This window comes from Streptomyces sp. NPDC091387 (assembly GCF_044756945.1).
Taxonomy (GTDB): domain Bacteria; phylum Actinomycetota; class Actinomycetes; order Streptomycetales; family Streptomycetaceae; genus Streptomyces.
On sequence record NZ_JBIVTZ010000006.1, the window covers coordinates 128810 to 143710 of the forward strand.

Genomic DNA, 14901 nt, shown 5'->3' on the forward strand with positions numbered 1-14901 from the left:
CCCGCCCCTGCTCCGGGGGTGATCCCGGGTCACACCGGTGTCCGGGCCGGTCCCGCCGGTCCGGACACCGCCTCAGCCCCTGCCCGTCCCCCACCACCGGGAGAACCAGTGCCAGCCCCGACCGACCACGTCCCCGCGGCCCCCGCCCGTCGTGGCAGACGACGACTGCGCAGCACGGCGGTCACTCTCGCCCTGGGAGGCGCCCTGTTCACGGTCGGGGCACTCGGCCTGGCTCCCCAGCAGCCGTCCACCCCCACGGTCGCGTCCGGCCCGGACGCACCCCGCGCCACGGACCCGACCGAAGCCCTGCGGACCCGCGTACGCAAACTGCCCGCCGACCCCGACGGCTGGTCGTCCCTCGGCATGGCCTATGTACAGCAGGCCCGGAGCACGGCTGACGCGGCCACCTACGACCGGGCCCGGACCGCGCTCCGCAAGTCCCTCGCCCTCCGGCCGGCCGACAACTTCGCGGCGGAGACCGGGATGGGCGCCCTCGAATCAGCCCGCCACCACTTCGCCGAAGCCCTGACCTGGGCGCAGCGGGCGACCGCCACCAACCCGTACAGCGCACCCGCCCAGGGAGTCCTGGCCGACGCACTCACTCAGCTCGGCCGCTACGAGGACTCCTACGCGGCGGTTCAGCGCATGACCGACCTCAGGCCCGACAGCAGCGCCCTCGCGCGTGCCTCGTACACCTGGGAACTGAGGGGCGACACGGCGCGGGCGCGCGACCTGATGAACAAGTCCCTCCAGGCGGCCGGTACTCCGGCAGACAAGGCGTTCGCCCTGACCCACCTCGCCACCCTCGCCCTGGAGACCGGCGATCCCCGTACCGCCCTGAAGCTGGCCGGCACCGGGCTCGCCGCACAGCCCGGCGACGCCGCCCTGCTGGAGGCACGGGCCCGCGCCCACACCGCACTCGGCCACCCCCGGCAGGCCGTCACCGACTTCACCGCGGCCGTCGCCGCCGCACCCCTGCCCCAGTACCTCCTCGGACTCGGCGACCTCCAGCGGTCGCTCGGACACCGTGCGGAGGCCGAGGAGCAGTACGACGTACTCAGGGCACAGGAGACGCTGCGCAGGGCGAGCGGCGCGGTGCCGGACGCGGACGCCGTCCTCTTCGAGGCCGATCACGGAGACCCGGAGACCGCGGTCGAGATGGGGCGCGCCGCGCTGCGGCAGCGGCCGTTCATCGCGGTCCACGACGCGTACGGCTGGGCCCTGCACCGCGCCGGACGGGACACCGAGGCGGCCGAGCAGGCCGACCTCGCACTGGCACTGGGCACAGTGAGCGCACCGTTCCACTACCACCGGGCGCTGATCAACCAGGCGCTCGGCCGGACCGGGGCCGCCCGCACGGACCTCCGCCGGGCCCTGGAGACCGATCCCCACTTCCATCCGGTGGACGCCCCCCGGGCGCGCACCGCGCTCAGCAGAATCGAAACCGTCCGATGAACAGAAAGCCCTCGCGCGTCCTCGCCTCGCTCACCCTCGCGGGAACGCTGACCGTGCTCCTCGCGGGCCTCTCCACCACGGCGTACGCACACCCCCTGGGCAACTTCACGGTCAATCACCACACCGGGCTGACCTTCCGGAACGACACCGTCGACGCGCTGATCGTGGTGGACCGTGCGGAGATCGCCACCGCACAGGAACACCCACGCATCGACCGGGACCACAACGGCGCCATCGACGCATCAGAGGAACGGTCCTTCGCCACCGGCGACTGCGCCGTGCTCACCCGGCAGTTGCGGCTCGACATCGCGGGCACACCGGTGCGCTGGAAGACCACCGGCGGCACCGTCACCTTCCAACCGGGCGAAGCCGGTCTGCAGACCAGCAGGCTCAGCTGCACCCTCAGCGCCGGTGCGGACCTGGACACGGCGGCGGACATCGACGTGCGCACGGAGTACGACGAACGGCGCGTCGGCTGGCAGGAGATGACCGCACGCGGACGGGGCGTCACCCTGACCCGCTCGACGCTGCCCACCACCTCGCCCACCGACGAACTGCGCCACTATCCCAAGGACCCACTGGCCACACCCCTGGACCAGCGCTCCGCCCGGCTGCACACCGAACCCGGCGAGGGCCACTCCGCCGCCGCGGCGCGCACGGTCCTGCCGGGAGCGGGCCCGGTCACCGCGGCGCTGGACAAGGTGTCCGGGGTCTTCGACGGACTCGTGGGACGACGTGAACTGACCGTCCCCGCGGGACTTCTGGCCCTGCTGCTCTCCCTCGTGCTCGGCGCCTCGCACGCCGCCCTGCCCGGCCACGGAAAGACGATCATGGCCGCGTATCTGGCAGGCCGCCGCGGTACTCCGCGGGACGCCGTCACCGTCGGAGTCACCGTCACCTTCACCCACACCGCGGGGGTCCTGGCCCTCGGCCTCGCCCTGCCGCTCGCGACCTCGCTGGCGGGGGAGACCGTCCTGAGCTGTCTCGGTCTCATCAGCGGGCTGATGGTCACCGGGATCGGTCTGTGGCTCCTGCGCGCGGCGTTGACGCATCGCCCGTCCCACGGCCACAGCCACGGCCACCATCATGGCCACGGCCATCACCACGACCACAGTCACGGCCACGGTCACAGCCACGACACGGCGTCAGATCCGGAGGGCCACGACCACGAGCACGGCCCCGCTTCGCAGCCGCTCGAGGCCGGGCACAGCGGCACGCTCCTCGCCCCGGCCAGGGAGCGCACGCACAACCACGCTCCCGCTCCGGCCACGGCCGACGGCCCGCGCCGGACCGGGACGTCACGCACCGGCCTGATCGGGATGGGGATCGCGGGAGGCCTCGTGCCCAGCCCCTCCGCCCTGGTGGTCCTGCTCGGCGCGGTGGCCCTCGGGCGTACCGCCTTCGGTGTGCTGCTCGTGGTCGGTTACGGCCTGGGAATGGCCATGACGCTCACCCTCGCGGGCCTGCTGCTGGTGCGGCTGCGCGACAGGTTCGAGGCGCGTGCGGACAAGTACGCCCGGCTGCGCGCACCGTTCGCCCGGCTCGCGGGGATCGGCCCGGCCGCGTCCGCCACGCTCGTGCTGGCCGTCGGCGCGCTGCTGACCCTGAGGGCCGCGGCGGGCCCCTGGTAGCCCGGCCGAGCGTGATCCGCCGGAAGCGGGCGAGAGCGGCGGCCATGAACGCCGCACCGGGTCCGGCCGGTTCCGTACGTCTCGGAGCGAGGCGCACGGAACCGGCCTCCGCGTCACGGGCGGGCCGGCTGGAGCCCCGCGTACACCCCGCCCCTGTCCAGCAGTTCGCTGTGCGTCCCCACCTCCGCGATCCGGCCGCCCTGCATCGCCACGATGCGGTCGGCGCCCTGGATCGTGGAGAGGCGGTGGGCGACGACGAAGACCGTCCGGCCGTGCATCAGACGGGAGAGGGCCTCCTGGACCAGGGCCTCCGAGCGGTTGTCGAGTGCGGAGGTCGCCTCGTCGAGTACCAGCACCCGGGGGTCGCGGATCAGCGCCCTGGCGATGGCGAGCCGCTGCCGCTGCCCGCCCGAGAGCCGTGCGCCCCGCTGGCCGACGACCGTGTCCAGGCCGAGCGGCAGATCCCGTACGAAGTCCAGCGCGTTGGCGTCCTCCAGGGCGCGCATCAGCGTGGCCTCGTCCGTATCGCCCATTCCGTACGTCACGTTGTCACGGATGCTGCCTTCGAACAGGATCGACTCCTGCGGCACCACCGAGAGGAAGCGCCGGTAGCTGCGCAGGTCGAGCCCGGCCATATCGGTGCCGTCGAGCATGATGCGGCCGGAGGTGGGCCTGATGAAGCCGATGAGCAGGTTGAGGACGGTCGACTTGCCCGCGCCAGAGGCGCCGACCAGCGCGATCGTCTCGCCCGGCCGTGCGGAGAGGGAGAACCCGTCGACCGCCGGGTCCGCGTCGTCGTAGGCGAATCCGACGTCCTCGAAGTCGATGCGGCCGGTGACCTGCTCCACCTGGGCCTTGCCGGCATTGCGCTCCAGGTCCGGTGCCTGGAGCACCTCACCCGCCGAACGCACCGACTCCAGGCCCTTGGTGAGGACCGGGGCCAGACCGAGCAGAGTGGTCACGGAGCCGGTCAGTACGGTGAAGAACGAGCTGAGCATCACCACGTCGCCGGGGGTGACGGGCATCCAGCCGTGGTAGGCGACCAGGGCCGAACCCGTCAGGCACAGCACGCCGAGCGTGTTGAGGATGACCCAGGCCAGTGACCCGAAGCGGCCGTTGACCGTGTCCAGGCGCAGTCCGGCCGCGAACACCTGGCGCAGGGAACCGTCGACCCGGCCCAGCGCGGTCCGCTCCAGGCCGTGGGCGCGGGTGATGGGGATGAGCGTGGTCATCTCGCCCACCCGGGAGGAGAGCTGCTCGACCTCGCGGCGGAAGGACTCGTTGTGGCTGCGCAGCCGCGCGCGCAGCTTCATCACCAGGAACCCGGCCGCGGGCACCACGACGAGGAAGACGGGCAGGAACGCGGGCACGCGCACGCCGATGACGACGAGCCCGCCGACCAGCGTCACCACGGCGCCGAGGCCCATGTCCGCGCTCTGCTGCATCATCTGTTCCACCGACTCGACGTCGCGGACCACCTTGGCCTGCAGGACGCTCGAACTGACCCGGGCGTGGTAGCCGATGGACAGCTGCTGCATCCGGCGGCACAGCGCGGAGCGCAGGGTCGTGCCCATCCGGCGGATGCTGCCGCCGAGGAGCCGTACGTACCACTGGTGGAGCGGATAGTTGATGACGAGGACGAACAGCAGGACGCCGGTGGACTGCCACAGTCCGGACTCCGGGCCGTGCTGGACGACCACGTCGAGGACGGTCGCGGTGATCAGCGGAAGCAGCCAGATCGGGCTGTGCTTCACGACGAAGACGAGGGCCGCGAGCGCCAGCCGGCCGCGGTCGGGGTGGAACAGGTGGCCGAGGGTGCGTACCGGGTTCTCACCGCGGTAGCGGTGGTCCAGGTGGTCGAAGGGCGCCAAGGATTCGGCAGAGACGGGTGGAAGCGCTTTCTGCATGGAGTTCATCCCACCGCGCTTCCGCCGTGCGCGGCAACCCCCGTCCCACGGACGGGACGGGGGAGGTGGCGGCCGGCGGACCTGTCGGGCACCGGCCCCGACGGGACTCACGGGACGCGGAGTTCGCGTGGTGACGGTTCGGCGGCGGGGGCCGGTTCGGGGGCTTCGCGGGCGGCCCGCCCCCATGAGGCGATCGCGCTGGTGATCAGGCCGGCGACCAGTCCCCAGAACGCGGATCCGATGCCCAGGAGCGTCACACCGGAGGCCGTGGCGAGGAAGGTCACGACGGCCGCCTCCCGGGACGACTTGTCGGCCAGGGCCGTGGACAGGGACGACTCGATGGTGGCGAGCAGGCCGATTCCGGCGATCGCCAGGACCAGCGCGTGCGGCATCGCGGTCAGGAGCGAGGCGACGGTCGCGCCGAGCAGGCCCACGCAGAGGTAGAAGACGCCCGCCCAGACAGCCGCCAGATAGCGCCGGTCCCGGTCGGGGTGCGCCTCCTCACCCGTGCAGATGGCGGCCGTGATGGCGGCGAGGTTGAGGCCGAACGCGCCGAAGGGTGCCAGTACGGCGTTGGCCGCCCCGGTCCACGTCATCAGCGGGGACACCGGAACGTCGTAGCCGGCGCCGCGGATCACGGCCACCCCGGGCAGGTTCTGGGACGCCATCGTGACCACGAACAGCGGGGCGCCGACGCTGACCAGGACCTTCCAGTCGAACTCCGGGGCGACGAACACCGGGGTGGCCAGGGCGAACTGGACCTTCCCCAGCTGCCACCCGCCGGTGAACGCCGTGGCCACCACCCCGGCGCCGAGCGCCAGCAGCACCGCGTAACGGGGGAGGAGGCGCCGGCCCAGCAGGTAGAGCACGAACATCGGGAAGGCGACCGCGAAGCTGCCGTGCATCGTGCTGAACAGGCCCGTGCCGAACCGCAGCAGCACCCCCGCCAGCAGCGCCGCCGCCAGCGGAACCGGGATCCGGCTCATGATGCGGCTGAACCACCCCGTCACCCCGCTGAGGAGGATGAGCAGCGCGGAGAAGACGAACGCGCCGACCGCCTGGGCCATGGACACACCGCTCAGACCGGTCGTGAGGAGCGCCGCCCCGGGCGTCGACCAGGCGGTGACGACAGGGGCCCGGTAGCGCAGCGACAGCCCGATACAGGTGCAGGCCAGGCCGACGCCGAGCGCGAGCATCCAGGAGGAGATCTCGCGCGAGTCGGCTCCCGCCGCCTTCGCCGCGGTGAACACCAGAGCCGCCGAGCTGGTGACCCCGACCATGACGGCGATCAGGCCGGCGGCCACGGCCGAGGGAGGTGCGGCCGAACGAATGCGGGTGATCGCGAACATGAGTGAGCCACTTCCCCTGTGCGGTGCGGGACGCCGTTGACCAGCAGAGGGCAGGCGCGCCGCAGGCATGTTCCGTATACGGAACGTTCTGTTTATGGAACACTAGAGACGCGGGCTGACACCCGTCAACCTGAATGCGAGTGGGTGGACGCCAATGGGGCTGAACGAGGACCTGGGGCGCAGGCTGCGGGCGCTGCGGGCCGAACAGGACCTGTCCCTTTCCGAGTTGGCCCGGCGGTCCCGGGTGGGGAAGGGCACGCTCTCCGAGCTGGAGAGCGGCCTGCGCAACCCCACGCTGGAGACCCTGTACGCACTCGCCACCGCGCTCGGCCAGCCGCTCAGCGCGGTGATCAGCGACCCGGTGCCGGACGGCGGCCCGGGTTCCGGCGCGCCCCTTCCCGGTGTCTCGGGCGCCGCCGTCACCGCGACCCTGCTGGAGCGGCACGAGGACGCGGCAGCGGTCACCGATGTGTTCCGCGTGATCATCCGCGCGGGCGTCACCCAGGAGTCCGCGGCGCACGTCCCGGGCACGGGGGAGAGCCTGATGGTGCTGACGGGCACCGCGGTCGTCGGACCGCCGCACGACACCCGGACGGTCGGCCCCGGTGAGTCCGTGCAGTGGGTGGCCGACGTGCCCCACGTCTACAGCGCACTGGACGTCGATGTGCACGGCATTCTCTTCGTGCGCTACCCGACGGCCGCCCGACGCGGCAAGGGAACCGGGCCGCGAAAGGGCCGTCCGGAGAGCGGCCCCGCCGGACAGGCCTGACCCGAGGGAGCCCCCGTACCCTCGGGCGGGGGACTTCCTCGGGCGCGGTCACAGCAGCCCGGACTCCCCACCGGGTACGCCGCCGCGGGTGCCGGCCCGCGAACCCTCCCCGTCCCCCCGCTCCGGCTGCAAACGGATGTCGCGGCCCTGCCACCGCTTGCGCAGCCAGCGGTCATGGCTGGCCAGGACGACGGCGCCGGGCCCCGTTCCCAGGGCGTCCTCCAGCTCGTCGCAGAGCCGCGGGGAGAGATGGTTCGTGGGTTCGTCGAGCAGCAGGAGCCGCGGCGGCCGGGCCGTCAGCAGGGCCAGCGCCAGCCTGCGGCGCTGACCGACCGACAACTGCCCCACCGGCTTGTCCAGGTCCGCCTCGTGCATCAGGCCGAGCGAGGCCAGCGGCACCTCCTCGGCCCGGTCGACGCCCAGGGCGCGCTCGTACGTGTCGTGGACGGTACGGTCCGGCCGGGCGAACCAGGTGTCCTGCGCGAGCACACCGACCGTCAGCCCCGGCCGCCGGCCCACCTCGCCCTCGGGGACGAGACGCCCGGCGAGCACGGCGAGCAGCGTCGACTTGCCCGCGCCGTTGCCGCCCGTGACCAGGAGCCGTTCGGCCGCCGCGATGTCGAGGCGGTCGATGGCCAGGCGGCCCGGTACGCGCACCCCGCGCAGCGACACCAGGATGCCGTCGGCCGACGCCCCGGCGAGCCCCGAGTGCCGGAACCGCAACGGCTGCGGAGGCTCGCCGGTCCGACGGCGCTCCAACTCGTCCAGCCGGCGGGAGGCGTTGCGGACCCGGCGCGCGATCTGGCTCTGCACCCGGCCCGCCCGGAGGCCGTACCCCATCTTCTCGCTGTCACGCGGAGGGCGGTCCGGCGCGACCTGCCGCGCCGTCACCTCGGCCGAGCGGCGCAGCGCCTCGATCTCCTCCTGCTCCTCGGCGTGACGCCGTTCCCAGCGCGCCCGCTCCGCCCGCTTCACGGCCAGATAGGCGCTGTAGCCGCCGCCGTACCGCACGGGACCGTCGACGGCCGGATCGAGGTCGATCAGGTCCGTGCAGACGGCGTCCAGGAAGGCCCGGTCGTGGCTGGCGATCACGACGGGTCCCGGCATGCCGCGCAGATGCGCCTCGACGAAGGCGGCGGCCTCGTCGTCGAGGTGGTTGGTCGGCTCGTCCAGCAGGAGGGCCGAAGGGCGCCGCACCAGCAGCGCGGCCAGTGACAGGCGGCCGCGCTGCCCGCCGGAGAGCGAACCGAGCGTCCGTTCGTACGGCAGCATCGCGAGTCCGAGCCCGTCGAGCAGGACGGCGGCGCGCCGGTCGGCGTCCCACGTCTCCCGCTCCTCGGCCCGTTCGAGCCGTCGGCCGTAGGTTTCCAGCAGTTCGGCGTAGCCGGCGGAGTCCTGCGGGGTGCGGGCCAGCTCCTCGGTGAGCCGGTCGAGGACCGCGAGGTCCTCCCGGGCCTCGCGGAGGGCGCCGTCCAGCACGTCGGCGATCGTCGACGTGGCGTCGAACGCCATCTCCTGGTGCAGGAAGCCCACATCGGCGGGCCTGGTGACGCTGCCGCCGTCGGGCTCGTCCGTACCGGCGAGCAGGCGCAGCAGCGTCGACTTGCCGACGCCGTTCTCGCCGATCAGGCCGATGCGGTGGCCGGGCGCGACGGTGAGGGACACCCCGTCGAGTACGCGCCTCGAGCCGAGTGTGCGGACGATGTCGTGTGCGAGCAGTGCGGGTGCGGGCATGGTGGTCCCCTGTGAAGTGATCGGTTCTCGGCCCGCCGGGCGGTCTGCCTCGGGTGCGGGCCAGGACGGCACGTCAGCGGCTCACACCTGCGGAGCCCCGGTCTCCAGCAGCTCGCCGTCGGCCAGTTTCAGCCACCGGTCCACCCCGATCCTGGTGAGGAAGCGCTCGTCGTGGCTGACGACCACGAACGCCCCCCGGTAGGAGCTCAGCGCTCCCTCCAACTGGTCGGCACTCGTCAGGTCGAGGTTGTTGGTCGGTTCGTCCAGGAGCAGCAGCTGCGGGGCGGGTTCGGCGCACAGGACACAGGCCAGGGTGGCGCGCAGACGCTCGCCACCCGACAGCACCCGGACCGGAAGGTGGGCGCTGTCGCCCCGGAAGAGGAAGCGCGCGAGCAGGTTCATCCGCTCCGCCTCCGCCCGGTGCGGGGCGGACACGGCGAAGTTCTCCGCCACCGTGCGGTCGGGGTCGAGCAGGTCGAGCCGCTGCGACAGATAGGCGATCCTCCCGCCGGTCCGCCTGATCCCGCCGCCGTCCAGCTGGAGTTCGCCGTTGATCAGGCGCAGCAGGGTACTCTTTCCGGCGCCGTTGGGGCCGGTGAGCGCGATGCGTTCGGGGCCCCGGATCGTCAGATCGACGCCTTCGCCGGAGAACAGGTCCCGTCCGTCGAGCCGTACCCGCATCCGCTCGGCGAGCAGAACGGTCCGTCCGGCGGGGACGACGGTGTCCGGCAGTTCGAGTGTGATGCGCTGTTCGTCGCGTACCGCGCGACCGGCCTCGTCCAGCCGGGCCCTGGCCTCACCGACCCGGGCGGAGTGGGTCTGCCCGGCCCGGCCCGCGGACTCCTGGGCACCACGCTTCATGTTCCCGGCGAAGATGCGTGGAAGACCCGCGCTCTTGAGATTGCGGGCGGCGTTGCTCGCCCGGCGCTCGGCGCGTTCGCGGGCCTGCTGCATCTCCCGCTTCTCCCGCTTCAGTTCCTGTTCCGCGTTGCGCACGTTCTTCTCCGCGACCTCCTGCTCGGCCCGCACGGCTTCCTGGTAGGCGGTGAAGTTGCCTCCGTAGAAGCGCAGTTCGCCGCTGCCGAGTTCCGCGATGCGGTCCATGCGGTCGAGCAGCGCGCGGTCGTGGCTGACGAGCAGCAGCGTGCCGCCCCACGCGTCGAGCGCGTCGTGGAGCGAGTGCCTGGCATCGAGGTCCAGATTGTTGGTCGGCTCGTCGAGCAGCAGCACGTCGGGCCGCTTCAGCGACTGGGCTGCCAGACCGAGGGAGACGACCTGGCCGCCGCTGAGCGTGCCGATGCTCCGGCCGAGGGTGATGCCGGTCAGGCCGAGCCGGTCCAGCTGCGCGCGGGTGCGCTCCTCGATGTCCCAGTCGTCCCCGATGACCGCGAAGTGGTCCTCGCCCACATCGCCGGATTCGACGGCGTCGAGGGCGCGGATCACCGCGTCGACCCCCAGGACCTCGGCCACGGTCGGATCGCCGGTCAGGGGGAGGCTCTGCGGGAGGTAGCCGAGCGTGCCGCCGACGGAGACGGAACCCTTGGTCGGGCCGAGTTCACCGGCGATCAGCTTGAGCAGAGTGCTCTTGCCGGACCCGTTGGGGGCGACGAGGCCCGTGCGGCCGCTCCCCACGGTGAAGGACAGGTCATGCAGGACAGGGGTGTCGTCGGGCCAGGAGAAGGACAGGCCGGAGCAGATGATGGGAGCGTCGGACATGCGGAAGACCTCGCGTGTGATCCGGGACGGCACGGAGTGCGGCCCCGGAGGAGTGGACAGAGGGAACAACGACATGGCCACTGCGGCGGCGCTCCTGGGCGCCTGCCGGTGGCCGGTCAGCTCCGGGTATCACCCGGAGATGTCGTCGTCACCCGCCATGTCTGATCTCCTCCGTACACGCTGAACGGCGTGACCACATTAACAGGCGGGCCCCGACCGGGCCTTCCGGGAACGGCTCCGCCCGTTCCCGGCGGGTTCACCGGCTGCCGGGCGCCGAACCGATGACCACGGTGCGCGCCCACTCGGGCGGGGTGTCCGGCACGTGGTCGGGATGGTCCTCGCTCCACGACCCCCGTGAGTGCCGCCGCGGGAACAGACCCACCACCGTCCGGCACCCCGGTCGCGCCGAGGGCCAGGGCGTCTGACCGTCCGTGAGGACCACGACGACGTCCGGACGGGGCCGGGCCCGCAGCGCCTTGGTGAAACCCGAGCGCAGATCCGTACCCCCGCCTCCCACCAGGGGGATTCCCTCGGCACGGCACAGCGGGTGCACGACCCCGGCGGCCGCGTCGCACGACAGGACGGTGACCAGGTCACGGCGGCCGCCGACCGCACGGGCGATCGAGGCGACCTCAAGGAGCGCGCTGCCCAGTTCGGCGTCACTGACCGAACCCGAGGTGTCGATGATCACGGAGACCCGGGGCGGCCGGCGGCGGAGGCTCGGCAGAACGGCGCCGGGCACCCCGGCCGAGCGCCGGGACGGGCGGCCGTAGCTGTAGTCCTGGCCGGCACCGGACCCCGAGGCCGCCGAGCGCACGGCCGCCCCCAGCAGGTCCCGCCAGGCCTGCGGCGGGTGGAACGCCTCCTCCGCCCACCGCTGCCAGCCCTTGGGCGCGTCCCCCGGCCGGCCGGTGATCCCCTGGGCCACCCGGAACCGGACCGCGTCCCGTTCCTGCGCGCTGAGTCCGTGCGCGCCGTCCGGCCCCAGGTCCCACTCCCTGTCCAGCCCGTCGGCGCCGCTGCCGCAGTCCAGCCAGGCGAGGCTCTGGGTGTGCGGACCGAGCCGGAACTGCCGCAGGTAGTCCTCCATGAGCTTTCCCTCGGGGAGTCCCAGGGCCTTCGGGTCGACGGCGCCCTCCGGCCGGGCCAGGCCCTCGCCGAACACGTCGTCGTTGATCTCGCAGTCCGCGGCGATGTTCATCCGCAGCCGCTCCCCGGGGCCGGTCAGCCCCTGCTCCCGCGCGACCCGGTCGCCGCGCCCGTGATGGTCGCGCAGCAGATGCGAGATCTCGTGCACCCACACCCCGGCCAGCTCCTCCACCGGGGTCGCCGCCACGAAGGCGGGGGAGACGTAGCACCGCCAGTGCCGGTCCACGGCCATCGTCGGCACCCGCCGCGACTCGACGGTGTGCAGCGCGAACAGCGCCGTCGCCAAGTAGGGGCGCACCCGGGCGGCGTGCAGCCGGGCGGCGAAGAGCTTGTCGAGGTCCAGTGGTCCCGGCGCGGCCGGCGTTCCGGGTGCTCCCGGTGGCCTCGGTGTCATCGGCGGGCCTGCGCGGCGGCCGCGGTCCGGGTCGCCGCCCGGTCCGCCCGCCGGGACAGCGACACGACCCCGGCCAGCTGCTCGATCGACGCGGGAACGTCCCAGTCCTCCTGGCGCAGCGAGGCGAGTGTGGTCGCGGGGACGACCACCAGATCCGGGGCCCCGTCCTCCAGCGCCCGGACCAGGAGCGCCCACGCCGCGTCCCAGCGGGACTTCTCCGGACGGTTGCGGACCGCCGCCACCACACCGTCGAGCACGGCCTGACGCAGATCCCCCCGCTCGGGCAGGACCGCGTGTGCCGGGTCGGCGAGCAGGGTCTCGGGGTCGGGGAGGTCCATCCGGTCCAGACTCGCCAGCAACTCCAGCCCCGGGCCGTCCCCCACCGTCCCTCTGACCAGTTCGGAGAGCACATCGCGGGAGGAACCGGCCGCGGTCGCGAAGGCGATCAGTGACAGCGTCATGTCCCAGCTCCGGGGCGACGGCCAAGGGCCGCCCCGGCGAGCCTCGTTGCTGGGCAGCCGGTGTACGAGCGCGGGGCGGGCGGAGAGCAGCCCGCACACCGCACGGCGGGCGAAGTCCACTGCCTCCGGCAGCCTCTCCTGGGCGAGCCGTGGCAGCGTCACACGGGGCCAGGTCCCAGCGAGGCCGCGTACCACGACCTCGTGATCGTGCGTCCACTGAAGATGGACGAACCGGTTGGCCAGGGGAGGGCTCAGCTCCCAGCCGTCGGCGGCCGATGACCGCGGATTCGCGGCCGCCACGATCCGTACCTCGGGCGGCAGTTGCAGGGAGCCGATCCGCCGTTCGAGGACGAGACGGAGCAGGGCGGCCTGAACGGCCGGGGGCGCGGTGGACAGCTCGTCCAGGAACAGCAGCCCGCGGCCGGCCCGTACGAGTCGCACGGCCCAGTCCGGCGGGGCCATCGGAACCCCCTGTTCCGCGGGATCGTCCCCGACGATGGGCAGCCCCGAGAAGTCGGACGGCTCGTGCACGCTGGCGATGACGGTGGTCAGCGGCAGGTCCAGGGCCGCGGCGAGCTGGGTCAGGGCAGCGGTCTTCCCGATTCCCGGCTCGCCCCACAGGATCACCGGCAGGTCGGCGGCCACGGCCAGCGTCAAGGCCTCCAGCTGGGTGTCGGGGCGGGGTTCGGTGTTGGTGTCGCGCAGCAGGGCCAGCAGCTCACCGGCGATGTCGAGTTGGGGGGTCGGGGCGTCGGCCGGCTCTGCGGCGGCAGCGGTCGTTGCGAACGGGGCGTATGCGGGCATGTCTGATCACCTATGGGGTTCGTGGTGGGGCGAGCGGGCGCGGAGGGCAGGGCCCTCGGGTCAGCGGAAGGCGGCGAGGCGCGGGCGGGAGACGTGGTCACGGGAGCGGAGACGGTCCGCGGGGACCCCGTCGGGCCCCGGGCGTCCTCCGGTCAGGCCCGCCCTGAACAGTCCGTAGGTGACCCGCCGCAGCGCGGCCGCCTCCAGTTCGTCCCGCAGGGCGCCGTTGCGCAGCACCGCGTCGGGGCCGAGCAGGCCCTCGACGACGGACAGTGCCCCGGCGATGTCGCCATGGACCAGCCGTTCCCGGACACCGGCGAGACAGTGCGGACGACGGTGCGCCTCGTCGATGGCGCGCAGACAGGGGAGCGGAGTGCCGGTCAGGGCGACCAGCAGCTCCTCGCGGCGGATCTCGGCCGGGTCGTGGTCGAGTGGCACCAGCACCCCGTTGACCAGCCCGATCCGGTGCCGGGCTCCCCGGCACTCCACGAGGCGCGGTCGTCCCGTCGGGTCCGGTTCCCGGCCGGGACCGGGTGGCGAGTGGTCCGGTGCCAGGGCCGAGGCGACCAGCGGGTGCAGCCGGCCCGCCTCGATCGCACCGGCGCGGAGCAGCTCCAGGTCGGGCGGCACCCAGGTCGCCGCGTCGGGCAGGACCGGCAGCGCGGCGGCGACCCCGTCCATGGGCGCCGCCGAGATCCGCAGGGCGGGCGGTCCGTGGCCGTCCCCGTCCGGTTCCAGGAGCAGCCGGTGGCGGGCCCCGCACCGCACGGTGACGGGACCGGTGGGCAGCCCCTCGGCCCGGAGCAGTATCCCGGCCTCCTCCGCCCACCGGTCGACGGCGGCACGGTGCAGTCGCTGCACGGGCGCCGTCAGCCACGGGTTCGGTGCGGGACGGCCGTCGGCGGGCGGCCGGTCGGCGCCGGAGCGGCTCCGCAGCTCGTCGGCCCGGCGCGCGTCCCACAGGTGGCGGTGCAGGTCGAGGCGGAACCGCCGGTGAGGATGGGGGTGCGGGTGCCGGCGGGTACCGGCATCGGAGAGGGATCCGTTCCACAGGGCAAGGCTGATCCGCTGACCGCCGTCCGCCCAGGCCGGTGGGGTCCGGACCACGAGTCGCACCGGGCGCGGACTGTCACGGCCCCCGGCGTCGTACCGGGCCAGGGCGATGGTCAGCCCGGGGCGCAGCAGCCCGTCAGGAGCGATTCTCGGCAGGTGCCAGCGCAACAGGTCCGGCGCAAGATGTCGGAGATCGGCCCGGACCCGGGCCGCGAGTTCACGGCCGTGAGCGCGTGCCACGGAACGCAGGTTCAGATCGGTGTCGATGCCCGCGGCGGCACATGCCCCTGCCCAGTCCCCGGTGGAACGGCGGGCGGTCGCGGTCTCGATCATGGAGGGCGGCACGGCGAACTCACGCACACGCAGCCAGTAGGAAAAGCGGGAATCCCGGTTCGCGGTCTCAGTGAGCATCAGCACTCACCTTGCGCGGACGGGTCCCCCAATCTGTGAACAGAGTGAGTCATCATCGCGGTGACCAT

Annotated in this window: 10 protein-coding genes; 3 read left to right on the top strand and 7 right to left on the bottom strand. The window is 73.2% G+C overall.

Annotation, left to right across the window (positions count from 1 at the left end; genetic code table 11):
* The first annotated feature begins 108 nt into the window (after positions 1–108).
* Entirely contained in the window at positions 109–1455 is a 1347-nt protein-coding gene (locus ACIQM0_RS14445) for a tetratricopeptide repeat protein (RefSeq protein WP_401286251.1), read from the top strand.
* Positions 1452–3086, top strand: coding sequence for a nickel/cobalt transporter (locus ACIQM0_RS14450; RefSeq protein WP_401286252.1), 1635 nt, complete (start codon positions 1452–1454; stop codon positions 3084–3086). Before ACIQM0_RS14445 ends, ACIQM0_RS14450 begins: the two co-directional genes overlap by 4 nt.
* Positions 3087–3199: 113 nt before the next feature.
* Here ACIQM0_RS14450 and ACIQM0_RS14455 read toward each other — a convergent pair whose 3' ends face one another.
* Both ACIQM0_RS14455 and ACIQM0_RS14460 read right to left on the bottom strand, forming a co-directional pair.
* A complete protein-coding gene (locus tag ACIQM0_RS14455; protein WP_401286253.1) occupies positions 3200–4993 on the bottom strand; it encodes an ABC transporter ATP-binding protein in 1794 nt (597 codons plus the stop codon).
* 107 nt (positions 4994–5100) lie between these two features.
* Positions 5101–6342 carry a benzoate/H(+) symporter BenE family transporter gene (locus ACIQM0_RS14460; protein ID WP_401286254.1) on the bottom strand — a complete coding sequence of 414 codons (1242 nt, stop codon included), beginning with the start codon at positions 6340–6342 and terminating at the stop codon, positions 5101–5103.
* A gap of 154 nt (positions 6343–6496) precedes the next feature.
* On the opposite strand from ACIQM0_RS14460, the gene ACIQM0_RS14465 reads away from it, so the two are divergent.
* Positions 6497–7111, top strand: coding sequence for a helix-turn-helix domain-containing protein (locus ACIQM0_RS14465; protein ID WP_401286255.1), 615 nt, complete (start codon positions 6497–6499; stop codon positions 7109–7111).
* Between the two features lie 48 nt (positions 7112–7159).
* Here the strand turns inward: ACIQM0_RS14465 and ACIQM0_RS14470 are convergent, their stop codons facing one another.
* The 5 genes from ACIQM0_RS14470 to ACIQM0_RS14490 form a co-directional block, all read right to left on the bottom strand.
* Positions 7160–8845 carry an ABC-F family ATP-binding cassette domain-containing protein gene (locus tag ACIQM0_RS14470; RefSeq protein WP_401286256.1) on the bottom strand — a complete coding sequence of 562 codons (1686 nt, stop codon included), beginning with the start codon at positions 8843–8845 and terminating at the stop codon, positions 7160–7162.
* A gap of 81 nt (positions 8846–8926) precedes the next feature.
* Complete coding sequence (gene abc-f / locus ACIQM0_RS14475; protein ID WP_401286257.1) at positions 8927–10561, bottom strand: ribosomal protection-like ABC-F family protein; 1635 nt, start codon at positions 10559–10561, stop codon at positions 8927–8929.
* A 256-nt stretch (positions 10562–10817) separates the two neighbouring features.
* Positions 10818–12104 (bottom strand): VWA-like domain-containing protein, encoded by a 1287-nt coding sequence (locus tag ACIQM0_RS14480; protein ID WP_401286258.1) that lies wholly within the window; start codon positions 12102–12104, stop codon positions 10818–10820.
* Complete coding sequence (locus ACIQM0_RS14485) at positions 12101–13369, bottom strand: AAA family ATPase (protein ID WP_401286259.1); 1269 nt, start codon at positions 13367–13369, stop codon at positions 12101–12103. Before ACIQM0_RS14485 ends, ACIQM0_RS14480 begins: the two co-directional genes overlap by 4 nt.
* A 60-nt stretch (positions 13370–13429) precedes the next feature.
* On the bottom strand, positions 13430–14833 hold the full coding sequence (locus ACIQM0_RS14490; RefSeq protein WP_401286260.1) for a hypothetical protein: 1404 nt from the start codon (positions 14831–14833) through the stop codon (positions 13430–13432).
* Positions 14834–14901 lie beyond the last annotated feature (68 nt).